The 24600-nt window shown below is 54.5% G+C and carries 21 protein-coding genes; 15 read left to right on the forward strand and 6 right to left on the reverse strand.

The features are described from left to right. Window positions 1-30: 30 nt before the first annotated feature. Window positions 31-354, reverse strand: coding sequence for a DUF6388 family protein (locus tag AC1UKS_RS08940; protein ID WP_134824387.1), 324 nt, complete (start codon window positions 352-354; stop codon window positions 31-33). A 162-nt stretch (window positions 355-516) separates the two neighbouring features. Here AC1UKS_RS08940 and yedD point away from each other — a divergent pair, with 162 nt between their 5' ends. Continuing rightward, window positions 517-1002 carry a lipoprotein YedD gene (gene yedD / locus AC1UKS_RS08945; RefSeq protein ID WP_265910800.1) on the forward strand — a complete coding sequence of 162 codons (486 nt, stop codon included), beginning with the start codon at window positions 517-519 and terminating at the stop codon, window positions 1000-1002. Window positions 1003-1110: 108 nt separating this feature from the next. Here yedD and amyA read toward each other — a convergent pair whose 3' ends face one another. The 4 genes from amyA to fliD form a co-directional block, all read right to left on the reverse strand. Then, window positions 1111-2592: an alpha-amylase gene (gene amyA, locus AC1UKS_RS08950; protein ID WP_482436518.1), complete on the reverse strand. Its 1482-nt coding sequence runs from the start codon at window positions 2590-2592 to the stop codon at window positions 1111-1113. 136 nt (window positions 2593-2728) lie between these two features. Beyond that, window positions 2729-3097 carry a flagella biosynthesis regulatory protein FliT gene (fliT, locus tag AC1UKS_RS08955; protein ID WP_134824384.1) on the reverse strand — a complete coding sequence of 123 codons (369 nt, stop codon included), beginning with the start codon at window positions 3095-3097 and terminating at the stop codon, window positions 2729-2731. After that, complete coding sequence (gene fliS / locus AC1UKS_RS08960; RefSeq protein WP_013202657.1) at window positions 3098-3505, reverse strand: flagellar export chaperone FliS; 408 nt, start codon at window positions 3503-3505, stop codon at window positions 3098-3100. 10 nt (window positions 3506-3515) lie between these two features. Then, entirely contained in the window at window positions 3516-4925 is a 1410-nt protein-coding gene (gene fliD / locus AC1UKS_RS08965) for a flagellar filament capping protein FliD (protein ID WP_482436519.1), read from the reverse strand. 282 nt (window positions 4926-5207) lie between these two features. Between fliD and AC1UKS_RS08970 the strand changes: the two genes are divergently transcribed. The 10 genes from AC1UKS_RS08970 (at window position 5208) to AC1UKS_RS09015 (ending at window position 14987) form a co-directional block, all read left to right on the forward strand. Continuing rightward, window positions 5208-6542 (forward strand): flagellin N-terminal helical domain-containing protein, encoded by a 1335-nt coding sequence (locus AC1UKS_RS08970; protein ID WP_482436521.1) that lies wholly within the window; start codon window positions 5208-5210, stop codon window positions 6540-6542. A 71-nt stretch (window positions 6543-6613) separates the two neighbouring features. Further along, window positions 6614-7582, forward strand: coding sequence for an HNH endonuclease signature motif containing protein (locus AC1UKS_RS08975; RefSeq protein WP_482436522.1), 969 nt, complete (start codon window positions 6614-6616; stop codon window positions 7580-7582). A gap of 144 nt (window positions 7583-7726) precedes the next feature. Beyond that, complete coding sequence (locus AC1UKS_RS08980; protein WP_013202652.1) at window positions 7727-8449, forward strand: RNA polymerase sigma factor FliA; 723 nt, start codon at window positions 7727-7729, stop codon at window positions 8447-8449. Window positions 8450-8492: 43 nt separating this feature from the next. Next, the gene (gene fliZ, locus AC1UKS_RS08985; RefSeq protein ID WP_013202651.1) at window positions 8493-8996 is read left to right on the forward strand and encodes a flagella biosynthesis regulatory protein FliZ; all 504 of its coding nucleotides are present in this window, start codon (window positions 8493-8495) and stop codon (window positions 8994-8996) included. 90 nt (window positions 8997-9086) lie between these two features. Then, entirely contained in the window at window positions 9087-10073 is a 987-nt protein-coding gene (locus AC1UKS_RS08990) for a D-cysteine desulfhydrase (RefSeq protein ID WP_482436523.1), read from the forward strand. A gap of 94 nt (window positions 10074-10167) precedes the next feature. Continuing rightward, window positions 10168-10971, forward strand: coding sequence for a cystine ABC transporter substrate-binding protein (tcyJ, locus tag AC1UKS_RS08995; RefSeq protein WP_013202649.1), 804 nt, complete (start codon window positions 10168-10170; stop codon window positions 10969-10971). Further along, window positions 10971-11639: a cystine ABC transporter permease gene (gene tcyL, locus AC1UKS_RS09000; protein ID WP_013202648.1), complete on the forward strand. Its 669-nt coding sequence runs from the start codon at window positions 10971-10973 to the stop codon at window positions 11637-11639. The genes tcyJ and tcyL overlap by 1 nt, the downstream gene beginning before the upstream one ends. Next, window positions 11636-12388, forward strand: a complete 753-nt coding sequence (gene tcyN, locus AC1UKS_RS09005) for an L-cystine ABC transporter ATP-binding protein TcyN (protein ID WP_265910792.1) — start codon at window positions 11636-11638, stop codon at window positions 12386-12388. The genes tcyL and tcyN overlap by 4 nt, the downstream gene beginning before the upstream one ends. A 263-nt stretch (window positions 12389-12651) precedes the next feature. Beyond that, entirely contained in the window at window positions 12652-13758 is a 1107-nt protein-coding gene (locus tag AC1UKS_RS09010) for an acyltransferase family protein (RefSeq protein WP_482436524.1), read from the forward strand. A gap of 152 nt (window positions 13759-13910) precedes the next feature. Further along, window positions 13911-14987 (forward strand): acyltransferase family protein, encoded by a 1077-nt coding sequence (locus AC1UKS_RS09015; RefSeq protein WP_265910790.1) that lies wholly within the window; start codon window positions 13911-13913, stop codon window positions 14985-14987. Between the two features lie 68 nt (window positions 14988-15055). On the opposite strand, the gene putA is transcribed toward AC1UKS_RS09015, so the two are convergent. After that, complete coding sequence (gene putA / locus AC1UKS_RS09020; protein WP_482436525.1) at window positions 15056-19006, reverse strand: trifunctional transcriptional regulator/proline dehydrogenase/L-glutamate gamma-semialdehyde dehydrogenase; 3951 nt, start codon at window positions 19004-19006, stop codon at window positions 15056-15058. A gap of 419 nt (window positions 19007-19425) precedes the next feature. On the opposite strand from putA, the gene putP reads away from it, so the two are divergent. The 4 genes from putP to efeB all read left to right on the forward strand — a co-directional run bounded on the left by putP (window position 19426) and on the right by efeB (window position 24430). Further along, complete coding sequence (gene putP / locus AC1UKS_RS09025) at window positions 19426-20910, forward strand: sodium/proline symporter PutP (protein ID WP_265910788.1); 1485 nt, start codon at window positions 19426-19428, stop codon at window positions 20908-20910. Window positions 20911-21128: 218 nt separating this feature from the next. Next, a complete protein-coding gene (efeU, locus tag AC1UKS_RS09030) occupies window positions 21129-21962 on the forward strand; it encodes an iron uptake transporter permease EfeU (RefSeq protein ID WP_482436526.1) in 834 nt (277 codons plus the stop codon). Between the two features lie 53 nt (window positions 21963-22015). Next, window positions 22016-23140 carry an iron uptake system protein EfeO gene (efeO, locus tag AC1UKS_RS09035; RefSeq protein WP_482436527.1) on the forward strand — a complete coding sequence of 375 codons (1125 nt, stop codon included), beginning with the start codon at window positions 22016-22018 and terminating at the stop codon, window positions 23138-23140. A gap of 6 nt (window positions 23141-23146) precedes the next feature. Then, window positions 23147-24430: an iron uptake transporter deferrochelatase/peroxidase subunit gene (gene efeB, locus AC1UKS_RS09040; RefSeq protein WP_265910785.1), complete on the forward strand. Its 1284-nt coding sequence runs from the start codon at window positions 23147-23149 to the stop codon at window positions 24428-24430. Window positions 24431-24600 lie beyond the last annotated feature (170 nt).

Below are 24600 nucleotides of genomic sequence, written 5' to 3' on the forward strand. Positions count from 1 at the left end.
CTGGCCCGATTACAGGCCAGTGAAAGGGGATTACAGTTCGTTCTTGATGCAGAATTCTTCCCAACTCATGCCGAGTGCGGTCGCATGTTGACGCAGGTAAGCTTCAATAGCCTCAGCTGCGACCGCTTTATCCGGTTCGGCTAGCTGAATGGCGAACAGCATGCCGTCGAGCTTTTTCTCACGGGTGAACGCGGCATAGGCGCGGTCGGTTTGCATATCCTGTAACTGGGGCAGGGTCATGCCCAGTTTGGCCGCATCGGCGTCGGTGAGTTGAGCAATGCCGGTTTTGATTTCCGGGTGTGCTTCAAGAAAAAGAACGCGCGCGATGGCGTAATACTCTTCAATGCTTTTCATAAAAAATCCTGCGGTCAGTAATGGGCGCTAGTTTACACGGCTGCGGGCTGCGGTGAAATGGCGACGGTAAGGTCAGTGCCTGCGGGAATTGTTGCGGTAATTGTTGCGGTGAATAAGGAGAAATTATACCGTAGCGCCTGACTGCAGAATTTGGAACTGAAAATGAAAAAGTGGATGATTACGACCTTAGCCGCCGTCACGCTGGCTGGCTGTGCAGATATACCCAACTATCAGGGTGCAGTAAAAACCCCACCGCCGGCGAACCTCGTCGGAAACTGGCAGAGCATGGGACCACAGAAAGGTCTGGTCAGTAAGGAGGCGATTGCCAGCCTGATTATTACTGCGCAAGGCGACACGCTGGATTGCCGTCAGTGGCAGCGGGTGATTGCTAAGCCTGGCAAGATCACGCTGTTTAAAGGCGACTGGGTTAACGTCAATAAAGACGTCCGGGTGATGCCGCTGGAGCTGGAAGGCACCGAGTTGCATTACGACAAGCTGGTTCTGCAGCGCGTCAATCAGCCAACGACAGAGTGTCAGCAGGCGCTGGCCCATGAAAACGATGCGGTTACTACCGCCACTAAAGCCAAATCTGCCGAATCCGGCGCTAAAAAGCACCACAAAGCGTCGTTCAAAAACGCCAGGTCTTAAGCAAAACAGGCCGTCTGAGGATCCCCAGACGGCCTGTTGTTATTTAGAAACTGCCGAATCGAGCAAATCACCTTCGGGTTGCCCAATCATTACCCGTCAGTCCGGGCACTACTCCGCCAGCACCCACACGCTGACGCTGCCTGGATTACAGCGGAACACCGCGTTCCCCTGTTCATCAGCGGTAATGGTCTCCGTCTGATGGCCAAGATAATCCCGCCAGCTTTTCCCTGCCAGCGCCTCGCCCATTGGCAACGTCTTTTCTCCCGCGTCACCATTGGACAGGATCACCACGCAGCCCGGCTGTTCTTCCGTTCCGCTGCGCGCGAAAGCCACACAGTTGGGATGATCGAACCACTCGGTCTGTACGCCGTGGGCATACAGCTGACGGGCGCGGATCAAGGCTTCCAGCTCCGGGATCACCGGCATATCGATGTGGTGATTTTCGCCGTCACCGCCTTCATCTTCATAGCTGGCACCGAACAGATCCGGATAGAACACCACCGGAACACCCTGTTCGCGCAGCAGGATCAGCGCGTAGGCCAGCGGTTTGAACCAGGGTTCGACCGGCGCTTCCAGCGACTGCAGCGGTTGCGTGTCGTGGTTGGCCACGATGGTCACCGCATGCCAGTGATCTTTCTCAACCAGGGTGTCATTAAAAATCTGGCTAAGGTCATAGCTGGCACCTTCGCGGGAGGCATTGTGGAATTTCATCTGCAGCGGGGCGTCGAACAGCAAGGTTTTGCCCTCAACCTGATGGATGTACTGCTGCAGCTTATCCACTTCGTGCGACCAGTATTCCGCAACAATAAACAGCGGTTGTTCAGCGACTTCCTGAATATGCTCAATCCACTCTTTATAGAACCAGGCGGGAATATGTTTGACCGCATCCAGCCGGAAGCCGGTGCAGGGCAGTTGTTCCAGCATCCAGCGCGCCCAGTACTTCAATTCTTCCGTCACGGCATGGTTGCGGAAGTCGATATTGGCACCCATCAGATAATCGAAGTTGCCCAGTTCATCATCGACCTGATCGTTCCAGCCTTCGCCGGTGTAATCATTGACGATTTTGAATACGCCATTTTCGTCGGGGTTCTCGATGTAATCAACGCCGTTGAAGCACTTATAATCCCAGACAAATTTTGAATACTGGCCCGCACGGACCGGGAAGGTGAATTTGGTCCAGGCATCGGCTTCGAAGGCTTCAGGATCGATCTCATCGCGGTTGTCGGGGTTGGTGCGGTTAACCTGAATACGTTCCTTTTCATCTGCCCCCATTTTATGGTTGAGCACCACATCCATGATCACACCAACCTGGTGCGCGCGAAGGGCGTCCACCGCCGCTTTCAGCTGCTCTTTGTCGCCATACTTGGTGGCACGCGAGCCTTTCTGATCGAACTCGCCCAAATCAAACAGATCGTAACTGTCGTAGCCGACGGAATAGCCGCCGGATTCGCCTTTATAGGCAGGAGGCAACCAGACGTCGGTGATGCCGATTTCAGCCAGTTTTTCCGCGCGTTCGGCGGCTTCAGGCCAGAGTTTACTGCCATCGGGATAGTACCAGTGGAAGAATTGCAACAGGGTCGAATTAGGCATGTCCTTGCTCCGGATGTTCAGGCTGGGATCTGAAGTATGGAGCAGGCGGAGAGAAAAGCGCGGGTCAGAAGCTAAAAAAGTTTAGCGTTCTGCCCGCCGGCTGGTGTGAGTTGAATTCATACTGAAAAAGGTCTTTTTATGCGCCTTGTGATCCCTGCGGGAACAGCACAACACCCTGCATTCCGCTATAGGCTTTATTCACGGATTTCTGCCGGGTTGCCTGGCCAATCAGCGAGGAGAGCTCGCTCATCCGCGACTGCAAAAGGCTTTTCACTTCGGCTTCGTTGTTAAGAATATGGCGCAGCACAGGACGCAACTGATCCTGTGTCTGATCCGGAACAGGGGAAAGCTTGGTGCTCTCCGCCAGTATTTCTACCGCACTGACGTAATCGACTTCCATTTCAATGAGTTCATCCCATTTACCTTCGCTTGCCAGGCGTAACATAGACTGGCTGAGAACTAATAACTGTTGGTAAATCGTGAGCAGCTGCGGAGCAATATTCATTTAAACGGCGTCCTGAAGGGCGTTAGTTGCAGAAACTTCTTTCCAGGCATCGGCAATGTTGCGCAGCAACGTTTCGACTTCCAGAATCGCTTCGGCGTCATTATGCAGATTGGCTTTAAGCAGCCGGTGGACCATATAGCGGTAAAGACTGGCAAGATTATCAGCAAGTTCATCGCCTTTATTCTCATCCAGACCCTGCTTAAGGCCGTTCTCAATAATGTTGATGGCTTTGGAGAGCGACTCTCCTTTGCCAGCAATGTTGCCATCCAGCAAAAATAACCGGGCACGAACCAGGGCGCTAAGCGCCCCGTCGAACAGCATGGTGACCAGTTGATCCGGCGTGGCGCTCATCACTGCGCTTTCCACACCGATTTTTGCATAGGCTTTGGTACCGCTTGCGCTATACATTTTGTCTCCTTTACTTAGTGCTGCTAGAACTGCTTGATGTTTCAAACTGCGACGTCAGATAGCTACTGGTACTGTTCAGTTTGCTCATCATGACATCCAGTGCGGTGAACTGGGTTTTGTAACGCGCGATAGTGGCATCAATGCGCGTGCTGGCCGCGTTATACTGTGTGGTCAGGTTATTCAGCGTTTTACTGACGCCATCTGTCGCCGCCTGCACAATACCGGTGCTGGATAACCAGCTAGTGATATTGGTGGCAATGGTGGTAGCGATACCGTTGGTCTTGCCATCACCGATGATCATTGCCTTCACACCGTCCTGATCGCTGGTCAGCGCGGCAGTCAGCTTGTCGTCGTCCACTTCGAGCTCGCCGGTAGACGGGTCTGAAGTCACGCCAATCTGCGCCAGGGATTTATAGGTAGATGAACTCTGCGCATTGGTCAGCATGGTCTTCAGCTGCGACTGAATGGTACGCAGCGTACTGTCACCCAACAGGGCGCCGTTGCTGGTGTCCTGCGCGGAGGTGCCAACATCGACAGCGGTATATTTGGTCAGGCTGGCAAAGCTGTCCTGCAAGGTATTGTAAGCATTCGCCCACGCGGTGATCGCGCTGGACGCTTTAGAGGTATCGCTGGTAATGGTCAGCGTCTGGTTACCGGTGGTCACGTCGCTCAAATTCAGCGTAATCCCTTCCAGCGCATCGCTGATGGTGTTGCTGCTGTTCTCAATCGCCACGTTATTCACGGTCAGCTGTGAGTTTTTCGCTTCGACACTCTGCGTCATGTTGCTGCTGGAGGTGCCGTCGTAGCTCAACATGCTCTGAATGGCGCTGTCGCCGGTCACCGCAATGGTCACCGCGTTGTCAGTCCCGGTGTCTTTCGAGGTCATCGACAGGCGATAGCTGCCGTCACCGGTTTTAATAATACTGGCGGTGACGCCGGCATCAGATTTATTGATCGCGTCACGAATGCCGGTCAGTGAAGAGGTGCCAGCAGGAATCGAGACGTTAACCGCCGCATCCCCTTTCGCATTCTGAAAGGTCAGGGTGCTGTCAGTGGTTGCCAGGGCAGTGGTGTTGCTGGTCTGAACCGCTGACGTCAGCGTTTGTGCCGCGGCCAGCTGCGTAACACTGACGGTATATTTACCGGCGACGGCACCGGCAGCAGTCGTGGCGCTAAAGGCGCTGGAGCTGCTGGTGGTTTTCGTCGTGCTAAATAAATCAGCATTGTTCAGCGTGGTGTTCGCGGTCTGGAACGTGGTCAGCGCGCTTTTCAGCGTGCCATAGGCACTCAGTTTGGCTGTATAGGAAGACTGCTGCGTTGAGATAGGGGTTAACGCTGCCTTCTCGGATGTTTGCAGACTGTCCAGTATAGAAGCTAAATCAAGGCCTGAGCCGATACCCAACGTAGAAATAGTGGCCATAGATGTTTCCTTTATAGAGTCAACACGGAGAATGAATACCGTGGTTATCGGCCAGTGATGAGGAAAGTTTACGATTTTTTGTGCAGAGGTAATGACGCGAATAGCGGTAATAGAGAGGGGTATTTCGACGAGTAGGGGGGTGGAGAAAAAATTGCGGTTGGGACTAAAAAAATTCTAAAGGTTAGTTAAGTGCTGACGATAATAAGTTTGACGGCGATGAAGCCGGGCGGCAAACAAGCCCCACTCCCTTAACAAGATTCGATTTTAATAGGAAACTTTATCATGGCACAAGTAATTAATACCAACAGCCTCTCGCTGATCACTCAGAACAACATCAACAAAAACCAGTCTGCTCTGTCTACTTCTATTGAGCGTCTGTCTTCTGGTCTGCGTATCAACAGCGCAAAAGATGATGCAGCTGGTCAGGCAATTGCCAACCGCTTCACTTCTAACATTAAAGGTCTGACTCAGGCTGCTCGTAACGCTAACGACGGTATCTCTGCTGCGCAGACTACTGAAGGCGCACTGTCAGAAATAAACAACAACTTACAGCGTGTTCGTGAGCTGACTGTACAGTCTCAGAACGGCACCAACTCCGATTCCGACCTGTCTTCAATCCAGGACGAAATCAAATCCCGTTTAAGTGAAATTGACCGCGTATCTGGTCAGACTCAGTTCAACGGCGTGAACGTACTGGCTAAAGACGGCAAAATGTCTATCCAGGTTGGCGCTAACGATGGCCAGACCATCGATATCAACCTGCAGAAGATTGACTCTTCTACTCTGGGCCTGAGTGGTTTCTCCGTCTCTAAAAACAGCCTGAGCGTTGGAGCATCAATCACTTCTGTTGCAGATTCTACCAGCGGCGTTCAGACTGCGGTAAATCTGACAGATGTTGCTAAAACACTGGGTGTTGATGCAAGCACGCTTTCTTTGCACCAGATTTCTGGCAAAAACGAATATGTTGTTCAATCTGGAAGCGATTCATATTCAGTTTCAGTGGGTGACGGAAGTACTACCACTGGCGATGCTGGTAAAGTTGAACTGAACACCACTGATGTCAAATATGGTGATGCGGCAAATGGTGTTGCTACCGATGGCGCTACTCAGGCAGCTCAGTTGATTAAAGTTGGAACGAATGCTACTGGTGATGCAGTTGGTTTTGTCACTGTTCAGGGTAAAAACTATGTAGCTGGCACAGCTGGTACTGGCGCAGACGTTCTGGCTAACTCCAAAAATTCAGCAACTCCAACAGCTATCGCCACCACCGGTATTCAGGTCAGCAACAGCGCTGATGGTACTACCACTAAAGCAACGGCTGAATTCTCTGGCGCATCAACTGCTGACCCACTGGCACTGCTGGACAAAGCTATCTCTCAGGTTGACAAATTCCGTTCAAGCCTGGGTGCGGTTCAGAACCGTCTGGATTCAGCGGTAACTAACCTGAACAACACCACCACAAACCTGTCTGAAGCCCAGTCACGTATCCAGGATGCTGACTACGCAACAGAAGTGTCTAACCTGTCTAAAGCACAGATTATTCAGCAGGCGGGTAACTCAGTGTTGTCTAAAGCTAACTCCGTACCACAGCAGGTTCTGTCTCTGCTGCAGGGCTAATCGACTTAGCTCCCTTATTAAAACATTCTTAAAACCCCGCGCCAGCGGGGTTTTTTATATCTGGAGTGTCTATGCGCTTCAATGTCGACCTAACACCTGGGGACCTGCTGACTTTTGAGGAAATCGCGCAGCGCTATGCGCTGAAATATCCTGAAGAGAAGGAGCTGACGGCGCGTGCGCTGTTAAGCCCCTCGACCAGCTACCGCAACCTGGTGATCCGCGCGGTGTTTGCCAATGAAGAAACCAACAGTCCGTTAGAAGACCTGTTGTTCGTCTCCAATGACAACGAGCGCAAAAACTACCTGCGGCGATTTGAGTCCTATCTCAAACAGCAGCAGTCCTTCTTCTATTTCCGCCGCACGGCAGAAGCCAAGCAGGAGAACCGCTGGAAGGTGATGGGCGAAAGCCAGGTGTACGCCATGCTGGACCCCGCGTCGGCAGCGGCACAGAACCTGATATCGAGCCGGGGCTACAAACTGTCGCTGATGCGTAAAGAGGGTGAGGACGACTACTGGCAGCTGTTTGATGCCCAGGCGCATCCGTGCTTCACCGTATCGCGGCGTATTCAGTTTGTGGTGGTGTTGACCAGCCCATTACTGAAACTCCCTGCGGGGGTGATTGCCGGCACCCAGGTGGGCAGACAGGTGAAAGCCAACGTCTGGCAGCGCGCCAGTCAGGCGGAATTTGCCGCGTCGGTGAAGGCCCGGTATGGCGCCTGCGTCATCACCGGCACCCGGCTGATGGAGCACAGTCAGTATCCGTGGGTGGAAGCCTGTCATATTGATACTCAAGAGAATGACGATGGTTTCCTGCAGGACAACAGCGTCGATAATGGCCTGTTTTTGCGCAGCGATTTGCAACGGCTGTTCACCAGTCGCCTGCTGACCATCCATCCGACAACCGGAACGGTGAACTTCCGCCACGGTTTGCAGGATGACAATCAAATAAGTGCGTTTTATCAAGAGATTGACGGCAAGATCTGTGCGCTTTGGCAGCAGGTTCCCGCCGCCACCCGTGAGAAACTTCATCCCCTAAGGTAAATCCTCAGCAGGCGGTTGCGCAACGCGCCGCCTTTTTAAACAAAAATGAAATAACCCGCCTTTAGTACCGCTATTCAGCCAATCAATCTCCCCTACAGAAACGGATAATCATGCCGATAACTTAACTAACGCAGGGTCGTCATCGTGAATGATCTCTATACCGCCGATGGTGTGATGGACAAAAACTCGCTCTGGCAGCGATACGTACCGCTGGTGCGTCATGAAGCGTTGCGCCTCCAGGTCCGGCTGCCAGCCAGCGTGGAACTGGATGATTTGTTACAAGCAGGGGGAATTGGTCTGTTGAATGCCGTGGAGCGCTATGACGCGTTACAGGGCACCGCCTTTACCACCTATGCGGTACAGCGCATCCGTGGCGCGATGTTGGACGAACTGCGCAGCCGTGACTGGGCACCTCGTAGCGTGCGTCGTAATGCACGTGAAGTGGCCGGCGCGATGCACAAGGTCGAGCAGTCGCTGGGGCGTACGGCTACCGAGCAGGAAGTTGCTGCATCGCTTGATGTTTCATTACAGGAATACCGGCAGATCTTGCTGGATACCAATAACAGCCAGTTGTTCTCATACGACGAGTTTCGTGAAGAGCACGGCGATACCGCAGAACTGGTGACAGATGGCCACGAAGAGGCCAATCCACTGCACCAGTTAATGGAAGGGAATCTGCGCGAACGCGTCATTGAAGCGATTGAAGCCTTACCCGATCGCGAAAAGATGGTTCTGACGCTCTATTACCAGGAAGAGCTGAATCTGAAAGAGATTGGCGCAGTGCTGGAAGTGGGTGAATCCCGCGTAAGCCAACTGCACAGTCAGGCGATTAAACGCCTGCGCGCCCGGTTAACGGGAGCGCGCTGACGGAGTCAGTATTGCACTCTCAACACCAACCGGGGACTCTCAGATGGGATCCAAAACTAAAATGAGGCCGTTGAGCCGCTATTTGAAAGACTACAAACACAGCCAGAGTAACTGTTCACATTGTGGCAAAGTACTGGACCGCATGGCGTTAGTGTTTCGCGGTCAGATAATAAATAAAGAGGCCATAGCCCGGATGGACCAGCTGATCGACGATCAGGTCTGGTTGAAGCTTCAAAATGAACTGACGGCGCTGTGCCGTTTTTGCAGTGATATCTACTGCAACACGCATCCGAATTATTTCGATATTATGGCGTTCAAACAGTATCTGTTTGAACAGACCGAAATGAGCCACAGTACCATTCGCGAATACGTCGTTCGCCTGCGCCGCCTTGACGATATGCTATCGGCGCGCAACTTCCCTGCTGAAAAACTCAGCGGCAACAGCTGGCACGAATGCCTGGAAAATGATTTACCGGATGCCGGTAATAATAACTATCGCATTGCTCTGCGCAAATATGACCAGTTTTTAGGCTGGCAGCGCGCTTAAGGTGACATCAACTCACTCTTTTACGTTACCTTTTTGCTATCTTCTGTAAGACTGTAAGGATAACTGTTAGCGCCATCTCAGGAGGCTGCATTGTCCTTACATCTTTTACCCTCATTCCCCAAGCTTGAGCTGCTGGGTGCGCCCACGCCGCTGGAGCATCTGCCACGCCTGTCCGACTACCTTGGCCGCGATATTTTTATCAAACGTGATGACTTTACGCCCGTTGCGCTCGGTGGCAATAAACTCCGAAAACTCGAATTCCTCGCCGCCGATGCCTTACGTCAGGGGGCCGACGTGCTGCTTACCGCCGGTGCGATTCAGTCCAACCATGTGCGTCAGACTGCGGCCGTCGCGGCCAAACTTGGCCTGAAATGTGTGGCGCTGCTCGAAAATCCTATTGCCACCACCGCGTCTAATTACCTGTCTAACGGCAACCGCCTGCTGCTTGATCTGATGGATGCTGAAGTGGTGATGGTCGATGCGCTGCACGATCCTGCGGCACAGCTTGAAGAGCAGGCGACGCGGCTGGAAGCGCAGGGCTTTCGTCCCTATATTGTGCCCGTCGGAGGATCGAATGCCCTTGGCGCGCTGGGCTATGTGGAATGTGCCCAGGAAATGGCGCATCAAATTGAAGGCGTGGTGGATTTTGCCGCGGTGGTGGTGGCGTCTGGTAGCGCCGGCACCCATGCCGGGCTGGCGGTGGGGCTGGAAGTGCTGATGCCAGACACCGAACTGGTTGGCGTCACCGTCTCGCGTAAGGCGGATGAGCAGCGCCCGAAAGTGGTGGCGATCCAGCAGCAGCTGGCGGCCTCGCTGGAACTGACGGCCAGCGCACCGATCACCCTGTGGGATGAGTATTTTGGTCCGCAATACGGCATGCCGAACGAAGAGGGGATGGAAGCGATCAAGCTGCTGGCCCGTCTTGAGGGGATCTTCCTTGACCCGGTCTATACTGGCAAAGCAATGGCCGGTTTAATTGACGGTATCTCGCAGAAACGTTTCCGCCGTGAAGGGCCGATTGCTTTTGTCCATACCGGCGGTTCACCTGCGCTGTTTGCTTATCATCCTTCGGTCTGAGCTGGAACGAAATAATCTTTGCAGGCCGCTGGTATTCGCGCGGCCGCTCGAATAAATTCTGCGGGTCGGAATCTAATAACACAGTGGAGTCTTTATGAATTTATCTCTGGTACGTCGCCGTCTGGTGATGGGAGCCGTGTCGCTGGCGCTGGTGGCGGGCTTTTCAGTCAACGCCTTTGCCGCGGATGAAAACCTGCTCAGCAAGGTGAAAGAGCGTGGTTCTCTGTTAGTGGGTCTGGAAGGCACTTACCCGCCGTTCAGTTTCCAGGACGAAAACGGCAAGCTGGCCGGTTTTGAAGTGGATTTCGCTGACGCGCTGGCGCAGCACCTGGGCGTGAAGGCCAGCCTGAAACCGACCAAATGGGACGGTATGCTGGCGTCGCTGGACTCCAAACGCATCGATGTGGTGATCAATCAGGTGACCATTTCCGATGAGCGTAAGAAGAAATATGACTTCTCCACGCCGTACACCATCTCCGGTATTCAGGCGCTGACCAAAAAAGAGAATGCGGCCAGCATCAGCAAGCCGGAAGATCTGAGCGGCAAGAAAGTCGGTGTTGGCCTGGGCTCTAACTACGAGCAGTGGCTGCGTGCCAACGTGAAAGGCGTCGACATCCGTACCTATGATGATGACCCAACGAAATATCAGGATCTGCGCGTAGGCCGTATCAATGCTATTCTGGTTGACCGCCTGGCCGCACTGGATCTGGTGAAGAAAACCGGCAACACGCTGGCTGTCGCCGGTCCGGCATTTTCCCGTCAGGAATCGGGTGTGGCATTGCGTAAAGGCAATACCCAACTGCTGGACGCGATCAACAAAGCCATTGCGGACATGCAGAAAGACGGCACCATGGCTAAACTGTCTGAAAAATGGTTTGGCGCGGACGTGACTAAATAATGCAGGAAAGTATTCAACTGGTGCTGGATTCAGCACCTTTTTTATTGAAGGGTGCCGTATTTACCCTGCAGCTGAGCATCGGCGGCATGTTCTTTGGCCTGTTGCTCGGCTTTATTCTGGCGATGATGCGTCTGTCGCATTTCTGGCCGATTTCATGGCTGTCGCGCTGCTACGTGTCGATTTTCCGCGGCACGCCACTGATCGCCCAGCTGTTTATGATCTACTACGGTCTGCCGCAGTTCGGCATTGAGCTGGATCCGATCCCGTCGGCGATGATTGGTCTGTCGCTGAATACCGCCGCTTACGCTTCCGAATCCCTGCGGGGTGCCATTGCCTCGATCGAACGCGGGCAATGGGAAGCCGCATCCAGTATTGGCATGACGCGCTGGCAGACCATGCGTCGCGTTATCCTGCCGCAGGCGGCGCGCACCGCGTTGCCGCCGCTGGGGAACAGCTTTATTAGCCTGGTGAAAGATACCTCACTGGCCGCCACCATTCAGGTGCCGGAGCTGTTCCGTCAGGCGCAGCTGATCACCTCGCGTACGCTGGAAGTGTTTACCATGTATCTGGCTGCGTCACTGATTTACTGGGTGATGGCAACCGTGCTCTCCATCCTGCAAAGCAAGCTGGAAGATCGCGTTAATCGCCAGGATCGGGAGTCGAAATGAGTGCCATCGAAGTCAGAAATCTGGTGAAACAGTTTAACGGGCAGACGGTGCTGAATGGCATCGATCTTGACGTCAAATCCGGCGAAGTGGTGGCGATTATCGGCCCCAGTGGTTCCGGTAAAACCACACTGCTGCGCTGCATCAACCTGCTGGAAGTGCCGGAAAGCGGCACGATCCAGGTCGGCGAGATTAAAATTGATGCCGCACTGGGCATCAGCAAACAGAAAGAGCGGGTGCGCTGGTTGCGTCAGCAGGTAGGGTTTGTCTTCCAGAGCTTTAATCTGTTCCCGCACCGCTCGGTAATGGAAAACATTATTGAAGGGCCGACCATTGTTAAGCGCGAACCGAAGGCCGAGGCGATAGCCCGTGCCCGCCAGCTGCTGGAGAAAGTCGGTTTGCAGGGCAAAGAAGAAAGCTACCCGCGCAAACTGTCCGGTGGACAGCAACAGCGGGTGGCGATTGCCCGTGCGCTGGCGATGCGTCCTGAAGTGATCCTGTTTGATGAACCGACCTCGGCGCTGGATCCAGAGCTGGTGGGCGAGGTGCTCAGCACCATTCGCGCGCTGGCAGAAGAGAAGCGTACGCTGGTGATCGTCACCCACGAAATGAGCTTTGCCCGTGACGTGGCTGACCGGGCGATCTTTATGGATCAGGGCCGCATTGTGGAGCAGGGCGATGCCAAAAGCCTGTTCACCAATCCGCAGCAGCCGCGTACTCGCCAGTTCCTTGAGAAATTCCTCAATAATTAATCCCCTGATCTAATTCCCTCATCGCCGGGTTTCCCGGCGATTTATTTTTTCTTTTCGCTTTGTTTCTCCCATCCGATTATTACTAAGGAAAATCTTAATTACGCATGATGCTTATTTGGCTTAATGACTGACATAACGCCCGAAATCCCATAACTGACTGATAATCACCGTCGTTATCAGGCCGATTAGGAGTAACCCCATGGCCTTTTGGTGGACAAGAGTTAATAATTCGTAAAGTTTTACGTTAATTTGGGTTAAATTTTATGTCTGCTTCTGGGTCTTCTTCAACTAAAAATGAAGTTTTATGGATCAATACGCTGAAGGGCGGTTGTATTCTATTGGTTGTTTTGCATCACACTATTATCACCACTTTCGCCCCATCTTTACACTATCTTACCGCCGGCGTCTTGCCAGCAGAAATATGGATCGCGTTTAATAAGTACCTGTCGCCATTAAGAATGCCAGCGTTCTTTTTTGTTTCTGGTTTGCTGGCAATCAGTGCCATTAATAAAAGGTCCTGGCGCGAGGTTTTCACCAAAAAGTTCAGCAACATTTTTTACCTGTATATCCTGTGGGGCGTGATCCAGTGGGTCAGCATCTACAATATTTCAGCCAATTTAATTGGTGAGAAACTCTCCACGGCTAAGAACGCGGCCTATGCTGAAAGCCCGCAGGAATTCGTAAAACTGCTGTTTTTATCGATGACCAGCCTGTGGTACCTGTACGCGCTGGCGGGGTATTTTGTGGTGGCTAAGCTGTTCCATCGTCAGAAAATGGCGTTGATAGTGGCCGCCTTGCTGATGAACTATGCCACGCAGTTTAGCCTGGTGCCAGGCTGGGGACCGGCAAGCGTGGTACAGAACTTTGTCTACTTCCTGTTGGGGGCGTACTTCAGCCACTATCTGGTCGAGCTGAGTTTTATGAACCGACGCAACGTGCTGATCCTCAGCGCCTTCGCCCTGACCGGCGTCGCGCACCATGCGGTGGGACTCTATAAGAACCCGTTCTACTGCATGCTGTCGATTGTGTTTGGCATCGTGCTGTGCCGGGCGCTGAACAACCGATTCAATATGGCCTGGCTGAACTGGATTGGCCGTAACACGTTACAGATTTATGTTTTGCATCGCATTTTTATCGAACTGCTGGGACTGAGCGTGCTGACGCTGGCCGTGCAGTACAACCTGTTCGATAACAGTGCGTTTTCACTGCTTTGGGCGCTGACGCTTCCGGTGGTTGCCGTCAGTACCTGTACTGCTGTCTCGTTGCTGGTCTGGTCGCTGCTCAATCGTGGCCCTGGTCGGGTTCTGTTCCTCTATCCGGTATTGATGAGAAAAACAAAGCCTAAACCCGATATCGCCAGCAATCACTGACAGTCTCCATTCAGGGCCGATAATATCGGCCCTGAATGTTTCTGAACCACCGTATTACCCTGTACCACATAATAATAAAAATTACACTCAGCACCGGGAAAGATGCTGCCACTGTTTTATAAAAATACGACGATAACAGCTGGAGTATTATAATGAAACCTACTCAAAAGAAAGATATCGCCTGGGTGAATAGCCTGAAAGGCGCTTGTATATTGTTGGTTGTCTTATATCACGTTGTACTACCAGGTTATGCTGATATGGTGACGCATTTAACCGCCGGTTTTTTCCCGGCGAAATTATGGGTTGCTTTTAATAACACACTCTCTCCCCTTCGAATGCCTGCGTTCTTCTTTGTCTCTGGCCTGCTGGCGGCCAATGCCATTGTCAATCGTCCCTGGAAACAGGTATTCACCAGTCGCGTCACCAATCTGTTCTATCTCTATTTTCTGTGGGGACTGATTCAGTGGCTGATGATCAACGGCGTCTCCGGTGAAATCATGGGCGATCACCTCTCCGACAACATCAACGCCGCCTGGGCTTCCACACCGTGGGAGTTTTTGAAGCTGATGCTGCTGGCGATGAGTTCTTCCTGGTATCTCTATGCGCTGGGCCTGTTCTTTGTCTTTGCCAAGCTGTTCCGCCAGCAGAAGGTGTTGATGATGCTGGTGGCGGCGGCGCTGAACTATGCGGCGATAGTGAAAGCCATCCCCGGTTGGGGACCGGAAAGCCTGTCGCAGTACTTTATCTTCTTCCTGTTTGGCGCGTTCTACAGCAGTACGATGATCCGCTGGAGCGAGTGGCATCGCAGTAATGTGCTGCCGTGGGCGGCGATTGTGGTGCTGGCGGGCATCCATGCGATGGTGGGATTACCGAAAAGTCTGTTTATGTGCGTTATCGCTATCCTGTTCTGCATCGCCGCGTGTCGGGCGTTGAACAGCCGCTTCTCGATGAACTGGTTAAACTGGATCGGGAAAAACACGCTGCAAATCTACGTGCTGCACCGTATTTTTATCGAGTTCTTTGGCATGTCGGCGATCCTGTTTGCCGTGCATCACCATCTGTTTGCCAGCAAAGCCTTCTCGATGGTGTGGGCGGTGGGCTTCCCGATCGCCATGGTCGCGCTCTGTTCGGGCTGCTCGGTGGCTATCTGGACGCTGCTCAATCGTGGAGTCGGCAAGAACCTGTTTATCTACCCGAAGCTGTTACGGATGAAGCTGAACGTCCAGTAACGGCGTCTGCTTTCAGGCAATAAAAAACGGGGCGACTAATCGCCCCGTTTTGTTTTCCGTTATGCCGCTTAGCCAATGGTCATCAGGCTGGCATTGCCGCCGGCGGCTGCGGTGTTAACGCTCAGGGAACGCTCGATCAGCAGACGTTCCAGCAGCAGATTGGTTTCCCCGCGCGCAAAGCCCTGTACCGACACAATCGGCCCCTCACGCGAGGCGACGGTTTCACACACGGTGCGTAACTGATCGGCATCACCGTGATAGATCACCGCGTCAAACGCTTCGCTGGCCGCCAGCGGCTGCGCGCGCAGGCTGATACGTTTCTGCACCTCGGCAGGCAGGGATTTCAGCAGTGCGCGGTGCAGCTCATCATCGCTCCAGATCGCCTGGCTACCCACGGCAGTCACCCCAGCCAGCTGGATCAGCGCATCCTGCTCATTATCCGCCAGGCACAGCACATGCTCTCGTGGCAGCAGCGCAAAGGTGTTGCGCTCGCCCGTTGGGCCTGGCAGCAGGCGGACGGTGCCGCCCTGACCGAGTTCGGCAAAGCGAGCGCAGCAGGCCGCAAGTTCCGGTTGGCCTTTTGCCCATTCGGTCAGCGCCTGGTGGGCAGCTAACAGCGTTGGACGCAGGGCCGCATCGACCGGACGTTCGCCATCCTGACGATCGAGGGTAACGCGCAGCGCGCCATCCGGGCGGTGCGATAACAGACGGTAGAGATACAGCGGGCCACCGGCTTTCGGTCCGGTGCCGGATAAACCTTCGCCGCCAAATGGCTGAACCCCAACCACCGCGCCAACCATATTACGGTTAACGTAGAGGTTGCCGACGCGTGCATGGTTGGTGACCTGAAGGATGGTCTCATCAATACGCGTGTGCACACCCAGCGTCAGGCCGTAACCCGAGGCATTGATCTGCTCAATCACCTGCGGCAGGGAACTGCGCGCGTAGCGCACCACGTGCAGCACCGGGCCAAACACTTCTTTATCGAGGTCGCTGACGCTGCCGAGCTCAATCAGCGTTGGCTGGATGAAGGTTCCGCTCTGCCACTCTTTGCTGTCTTCCTGGCTGGCGAAGGCGGCCTGATAAACGGTCATGCCTTTGCTGCGCATGCTCTGAATATGACGTTCGATGTTCTCGCGGGCTTCGGCATCAATCACCGGGCCGATATCGGTGGACAGACGTTCCGGATTACCCATACGGCACTCGGCCATCGCCCCACGCAGCATTTTCAGCGTGTGGTCAGCCACATCGTCCTGAATACACAGCAGACGCAGCGCGGAGCAACGCTGTCCGGCACTGTCAAAGGCCGAGGCGACAATATCAATTACTACCTGTTCGGTCAGCGCGGAGGAGTCGACGATCATCGCATTCATCCCGCCGGTTTCGGCGATTAACGGTGTCGGGCGGCCTTGTGGATCGAGACGGCCGGCCAGATTGCGCTGCAGTAAGGTGGCGACGGCGGTTGAGCCGGTAAACATCACGCCACGAACACGCGCATCGCCCGTCAGCTGCGCACCGACGGTTTCCCCCAGGCCTGGCAATAATTGCAGCGCGCCAACGGGCACGCCCGCTTCATGCAGCAGGGCGACCGCTTCGGCCGCCACCAACGGCGTCTGTTCCGCCGGTTTCGCCAGCACGCTGTTGCCGGCGGCTAACGCTGCCGCAATCTGTCCGGTGAAGATCGCCAGCGGGAAGTTCCACGGGCTGATACACACCACCGGACCCAGCGGGCGGTGGGTTTCATTATCAAAGTCATCACGCACCTGGCCGGCGTAGTAATGCAGAAAGTCGACCGCTTCACGGACTTCGGCAATGGCGTTGCTGAAGGTTTTACCGGCTTCACGCACCAGGATCCCCAGCAGGCGTTGCATCTGACCTTCCATCAGGATCGCCGCGCGTTCCAGAATGGCGGCACGTTCTTCCGGCGGCGTGGCAAACCAGATCGGGCCTGCACTGGCGGCCGCATCCAGCGCAACCGACACCTCGGCTTCGCTGGCATGACGAACGTAACCGACGATATCGGTCGGCTCTGCCGGGTTAATCACCGGCAGCGATTCACCGGCTTCCAGCTCGCCGTCAATCATTGGCGCAGCCTGCCACGGTTGGATCGCACTGTTCAGCAAGGCGCTGGAAAGCGACGCCAGGCGATGTTCATTGGCCATATCCAGCCCGGCGGCGTTCTGACGCTTGTTGCCATACAGATCGCGCGGCAGCGGAATTTTCGGATGCGGTAAGCCAATCGCCCCTTCAACCCGCGCCATCTTCTCCACTTCTTCCACCGGATCGGCCACCAGATCTTCAATCGGCAGGGTGTTATCGGCGATGCGGTTAACAAAGGAGGTGTTGGCGCCATTTTCCAGCAGACGACGAACCAGATAGGCCAGCAGGGTTTCATGGGTGCCCACCGGCGCATAGATACGGCAGGGACGGTTTAACTTGCCGTCCGCCACTTTGCCTACCACCTGTTCGTACAGCGGCTCGCCCATGCCATGCAGACACTGGAACTCATACTGGCCGGGATAGTAGTTGTTACCCGCCAGCTGGTAAATCGCCGCCAGTGTATGGGCATTATGGGTGGCAAACTGCGGGTAAATCAGGTTTGGTACCGCCAGCAGCTTGCGGGCGCAGGCCAGATAAGAGATGTCGGTGTACACCTTGCGGGTGTAAACCGGATAGCCTTCCAGACCTTCAACCTGGGCGCGTTTAATTTCGCTGTCCCAGTAAGCGCCTTTCACCAGACGGATCATCAGGCGGCGACGGCTGCGTTGCGCCATATCGATCAGCGAATCGATGACAAACGGGCAGCGCTTCATATACGCCTGAATCACAAAGCCAATGCCGTTCCAGCCTTCCAGCTCCGGTTCAAAGCAGAGTTTTTCCAGCAGATCCAGCGACAGCTCCAGGCGGTCAGCTTCTTCCGCATCAATATTGATGCCGATATCGTATGAACGGGCCAGCAGCGTCAGCGATTTGAGGATCGGGTACAGCTCGGTCATCACGCGTTCATACTGCGCGCGGCTGTAACGCGGATGAAGGGCGGAAAGCTTGATCGAAATCCCTGGACCTTCGTAAATGCCGCGACCGTTAGAGGCCTTACCGATGGCGTGAATTGCCTGCTGATAGGATTGCAGATACGCCTTCGCATCCTGCGCGGTCAGCGCCGCTTCGCCGAGCATATCGTATGAGTAGCGGAAGCCTTTCTCTTCCAGCTTGCGAGCGTTGGCCAGCGCTTCGGCAATGGTTTCACCGGTAACGAACTGTTCGCCCATCAACCGCATCGCCATATCCACCCCTTTGCGGATCAGCGGCTCGCCACTTTTGCCGATAATGCGGTTCAGCGAGCGGGACAGGTTGGCTTCGTTATGGGTGGACACCAGACGGCCGGTAAACAGCAGTCCCCAGGTCGCCGCATTGACGAACAGAGACGGGCTGCGGCCGAGGTGTGAATGCCAGTTGCCGTTGCTGATTTTGTCGCGAATTAACGCGTCACGGGTCGGTTTATCAGGAATGCGCAGCAAGGCTTCGGCCAAACACATTAACGCCACGCCTTCCTGCGAGGAGAGTGAGAACTCCTGCAGCAGGCTTTGCACCATGCCAGCGCGTCCGGTTGCACCTTTCTGGTGCCGAAGCTTCTCGGCGAGCTGATGGGCGAGGCGATAGGTTTGCTGCGCCAGCGGCAGCGGTAAACGCGCCTGTTCCAGCATCATCGGCACGGCTTCCGTCTCTGGCCGACGCCATGCGGAGGTGATCGCGGCGCGGTTTACCGACTGCGGCAGAATATGTTCCGCAAATTGCAGGAACGGCTGGCGTTGCTCGTCTGCCGGGGGTTCATCCGTTTCCTGGGTTACCGTCTGCAGCGGGATCTCAGGCAGGGCATGGCCACTTTCCAGCTGCTCAAGATAGTTAAAGATCGCCTGCTTGATCAGCCAGTGTGGGGTGCGGTCAATCTGGCCTGCCGCCAGCTTAATGCGCTCGCGCGTGGCTTCATCCAGCTTCACGCCCATGGTAGTTGTGCCCATGCCTGAGAACTCCTTAAAAAATAATGACAATGTTGGCAAGCAATATCACTGAAGTTGCAACTTTGTGCAACCGTGTTAAATGTGACGCCGTTTGCAGAGTTTGAAACCGATTATTTAAAAGCGGCATGGATATTGCTGCAAGAATCCGGCCAGGGTTGTTCATCGCTATCCAGCCTGGATTGTAGGGACACTTCTCGCAGGTGCAACCGGTTAAAATGTGATCCAGTGCAACCTGTTAAAACTCCGCCTGTGACGAAGGGTGAAATTGCTGTAACTGCTGTGTTAAATCGTTTGTGCGCCAAAGCGGTTTACGGCAGGATACCCCGCGCTGAGCCAGGGAGGTAGCGCCGCGACGTTCCAGCGGTGACTATGGATAGCTCTTACGGTGGCGCATCAACAATAATAAGTGGAGAACCTGAATGACTCTGAGTACACCAATGATGGTGACCTTTTGTGTTTATATCCTCGGCATGGTGCTGATAGGTTTTATTGCATACCGGTCTACAAAAAACTTCGATGATTACATCCTCGGCGGGCGCAGCCTGGGTAGTGTGGTCACCGCACTGTCGGCGGGGGCGTCGGATATGAGTGGCTGGCTGTTGATGGGGTTGCCTGGCGCGATTTTCCTGTCGGGCATCTCAGAAAGCTGGATTGCCATCGGCCTGACCATCGGCGCCTACCTTAACTGGAAAATTGTCGCGGGGCGTCTGCGCGTGCAGACCGAGCATCATGATAATGCGCTCACCCTGCCGGACTTCTTCTCCAGTCGTTTTGAAGATAAAAGCAAAATGCTGCGCGTCATCTCCGCACTGGTGATCCTGGTGTTCTTCACTATCTATTGTGCTTCCGGCGTCGTTGCCGGTGCGCGTCTGTTCGAAAGCACCTTCGGCATGAGTTATGAAACCGCGCTGTGGGCCGGTGCTGCGGCCACCATCATCTATACCTTCGTTGGCGGCTTCCTCGCTGTCAGCTGGACCGATACCGTGCAGGCCAGCCTGATGTTCTTCGCGCTGATCCTGACGCCGGTGATGGTGATTTTCGCCGTCGGCGGGTTGAGTGATTCACTGCAAGTGATTCAGGCGAAAAGTATCGAAAACCTCGATATGCTGAAAAACCTGAACTTTGTTGCGGTGATTTCGCTGCTGGGCTGGGGACTGGGGTACTTCGGGCAACCGCATATTCTGGCGCGCTTTATGGCCGCCGATTCCCACCGCTCAATCCGCAGCGCACGCCGCATCGGCATGATCTGGATGATCCTGTGTCTGGGTGGGGCGGTTGCAGTGGGCTTCTTCGGCATCGCTTATTTCCAGAACCATCCGGAGCAGGCGGTGGGCGTATCTGAAAACGGCGAGCGCATCTTTATTGAGCTGGCGCGCATTCTGTTCAACCCGTGGATTGCCGGTATCCTGCTGTCCGCTATCCTGGCGGCGGTGATGTCCACCCTGAGCTGTCAGCTGCTGGTGTGTTCAAGCGCACTGACGGAAGACCTGTACAAAAACTTCCTGCGCAAAAACGCCACTCAACGTGAGCTGGTGTGGGTAGGGCGCCTGATGGTTCTGCTGGTGGCGGTGATCGCCATTGCGCTGGCCTCGAACCCGGAGAACCGCGTGTTGGGACTGGTCAGCTACGCCTGGGCGGGCTTCGGTGCGGCGTTTGGTCCAGTGGTACTGTTGTCACTGATTTGGAAGCGTATGACCCGTAACGGCGCGCTGGCAGGCATGATTATCGGTGCGGCAACCGTACTGATCTGGAAGCAGTACGGCTGGCTGGATCTGTATGAAATCATCCCAGGCTTCCTGTTCGCCAGCCTGGCAATCTGGATTGTCAGCCTGATGGGCAGCGAGCCAAGCGCCGCGGCACAGCAACGTTTCGAAGCGGCAGAAATCGAATACAACACCAAATAAGTCGGTGTTTACCACCGGGCGTCGCGCTGACGCCCGGTCGGTTGACTCCCGTTCACTCTTCGCTCGGCCCGTTACAGCCCCGCCGCGCCCCTTCTCGCAGATTGCGAAAATACCCACGATGCCTCTTGTTTTTTTGTTGCCGATAATGATAATCGATATCGTTTTGATTTACGTTTCTTTACCGCAACTGAAATTCTTTCACACTCGAGGGTGTAGGCATGTTTGTTCCCTTTCTCATCATGTTACGCGAAGGCCTGGAAGCCGCGCTGATTGTCAGCCTGATCGCCAGTTACCTGAAGCGTACCCATCGCAGTGAATGGTTTGGCGCAATGTGGGTGGGCGTGTTTGTTGCCGCCACACTCTGCCTTGGCGTGGGCTACTTTATCAACGAAACCACTGGCGAATTCCCACAGAAAGAGCAGGAGCTGTTTGAAGGGATCGTGGCCGTGGTGGCCGTGTGTATCCTGACCTACATGGTGTTCTGGATGCGCAAAGTGTCCCGCAACGTGAAGGCCCAGCTGGAAGATGCCGTGGACACTGCGTTGCAGAAGGGCAAAAGCAGCGGCTGGGCGCTGATTATGATGGTGTTCCTGGCAGTTGCCCGTGAAGGCCTCGAATCGGTGTTTTTCCTGCTTGCTGCATTCCAGCAGGATGTGGGCATTGGCCCACCGCTGGGCGCCATACTGGGCCTGGCGACCGCGGTTATCCTCGGCATGCTGATCTACTGGGGCGGCGTGCGTCTAAACCTGGCGACCTTTTTCAAGTGGACCAGCCTGTTTATCCTGTTTGTGGCCGCCGGTCTGGCCGCCGGTGCAATCCGCGCCTTCCACGAAGCCGGGCTGTGGAATCATTTCCAGGACATCGCCTTTGATATGAGTAACACGCTTTCCACCAGCACCCTTATCGGTACGCTGCTGGAAGGGATGTTAGGCTACCAGGAAACGCCAAGCGTCAGCGAAGTGGCGGTCTGGTTTATCTATTTAATTCCTGCGCTGCTGCTGTTCTTTATGCCAGTGCGTCCACAGGCTACGGCAGTGCGTACCACACGCTAAGCCTTTGTCCGCGCCTGTTTTGCAGGCGCGTCACTTTTTCACAGGGATTTACTATGACTCTTCGTTTTCGCCAGCACGCGCTGAATGCTGCGCTCGTGACTTTGCTGACCGGTTCTGCCGCTGCGATGGCTGCTGATATTCCGCAAGTTAAAATCAGCGTGAATGACAAACAGTGTGATCCAATGAACGTCACGGTGAACGCGGGGAAAACCCAGTTCATCATCCAGAACAACAGCCAGAAAGGGCTGGAGTGGGAGATCCTGAAAGGGGTGATGGTGGTCGAAGAACGTGAAAATATCGCGCCTGGCTTTACCCAGAAGCTGACGGCGAATCTGGAAGCCGGTGAATATGACCTGACCTGCGGCCTGTTAAGCAATCCGAAAGGTAAGCTGATCGTCAAGGGCACCACAGCGCCTTCTGACGGCAAGCCAGACGTGATGCAGTTGGTCGGACCGATTGCTGAATATAAAACTTACGTCACCAAAGAAGTGGCGGAGCTGGTTGCCGGCACCAAAGCCTTCACCGATGCGGTAAAAGCGGGCGATATCGAAAAAGCCAAAGCGCTGTATGCACCGACCCGCCGTCATTATGAGCGCATCGAACCGATTGCCGAACTGTTCTCCGACCTGGATGGCAGCATCGACGCCCGTGAAGATGATTTCGAGAAGAAAGCGGAAGATCCTAAGTTCACCGGTTTTCACCGCATCGAGAAAGCGCTGTGGGGCGATAACAGCACCAAAGGCATGGGGTCTTTCGCTACTCAGCTGAACACCGACGTGTTGGATCTGCAAAAGCGCATTGATGAGCTGGCCTTCCCGCCAAGCAAAGTGGTGGGTGGTGCGGCGGGTCTGATTGAAGAAGTGGCCTCCAGCAAAATCTCCGGCGAAGAAGATCGTTACAGCCGTACCGACCTGTGGGATTTCCAGGCTAACGTTGACGGCGCGCAGAAAATTGTTAACCTGCTCCGTCCAATGCTGCAGAAGGCCGATGCGCCTCTGCTGGCGAAAATCGATGCGAACTTCAAGAAAGTGGACGGCATCTTGTCAAAATACCGCACCAAAGACGGTTACGAATCTTATGACAAGCTGACGGACGCTGACCGCAATGCAATGAAAGGCCCGATCACCACACTGGCGGAAGACCTTGCTAAGCTGCGCGGAACGCTGGGACTGGATTAATCGTAAATGGCAAAATCTGTGGATGACGCGGCACTGCCGTCGCGTCGTCGTTTATTAAAAGGCATGGGAATCCTTGGGGGTGCCTTTGCCGTAGGTGGTGGCTGTCCGGTGCATGCGGCACCGGATGATAAATCCTTCTCGCCTGGCGCGTTGTCGCCTTCAGCGAGACAGGAGGCACAGCCTTTCTATGGCCTGCATCAGGCGGGCGTCACTACACCTCAACAGGCTGCGATGATGATCGTAGCCTTCGACGTTCTGGCAACCGACAAGGCGGATTTGCAACGGCTGTTCCGCTTGCTCAACGATCGTATCGCCTTCCTGACTAAAGGTGGCAAAGCGCCGCTGGTGACCAATCCACGCTTACCGCCAATGGATTCCGGCATTCTGGGTGATGATATTTACCCGGATAATCTGACCATTACGGTGTCGGTGGGGCATTCACTGTTTGACGAGCGCTATGGATTACAGGCGCACAAGCCGGTGAAGTTACAGGCGATGACGCGTTTTCCTAATGATGCGTTGGATGCCCGTCTGTGCCACGGCGATCTGCTGCTGCAAATCTGTGCCAATACCAATGACACGGTGATCCATGCCCTGCGCGATATCATCAAGCATTCGCCGGATCTGCTTAGCGTGCGCTGGCGTCGTGAAGGTTTTATCTCTGACCATGCTGCGCGTAGCAAGGGCAAAGAGACACCGATCAATCTGTTGGGCTTCAAGGACGGTACGGCGAATCCGGATACCACCAACCAGCCGCTGATGGACTCGATTTTGTGGGTGACTGCAGGGCAGGGCGAACCGGCCTGGACCGTTGGCGGCAGCTATCAGGCGGCGAGGATTATCCAGTTCCACGTTGAGTTCTGGGACCGTACGCCACTGCGCGAGCAGGAGACGATCTTTGGTCGCGTTAAGCACAGCGGTGCGCCGTTAGGGATGCAGAACGAGCATGATGTGCCTGACTATGCCAGCGATCCTGATGGCAACGTCACGCCGCTGGATGCCCATATTCGTCTGGCAAATCCCCGTACGCCAGAAACGCAGAGCAATTTAATGCTGCGTCGCGGCTACAGCTATTCGGCGGGGGTATCAAACGCGGGTCAGCTGGAAATGGGCCTGTTGTTCGTTTGTTATCAGCATGATTTAGAAAAAGGTTTTCTCAGCGTGCAAAAAAGACTGAACGGTGAAGCCCTCGAGGAATATATCAAGCCGATTGGCGGGGGATATTTCTTTGTGCTACCCGGTGTCCAGGATGATAAGCATTATCTTGGGCAGTCTTTGCTGGAAGCCTGATAGTTTCATTAAAGAACCTTCTGCTTCGTTGTGAAGCGGGAGGTTATTTTTTAATCAGTTATTTTTTTCACCCCTTTTTACTCCTCCCAGTGCATTTATCGATTCAGAAAAACCCGTAAGAAAAATCCATCTCGTTGAATTGTATCGTCATTTAATTTCTCACAGCCAGG

The sequence above is a fragment of the Erwinia sp. AK-PDG3-5 genome, assembly GCF_056821705.1.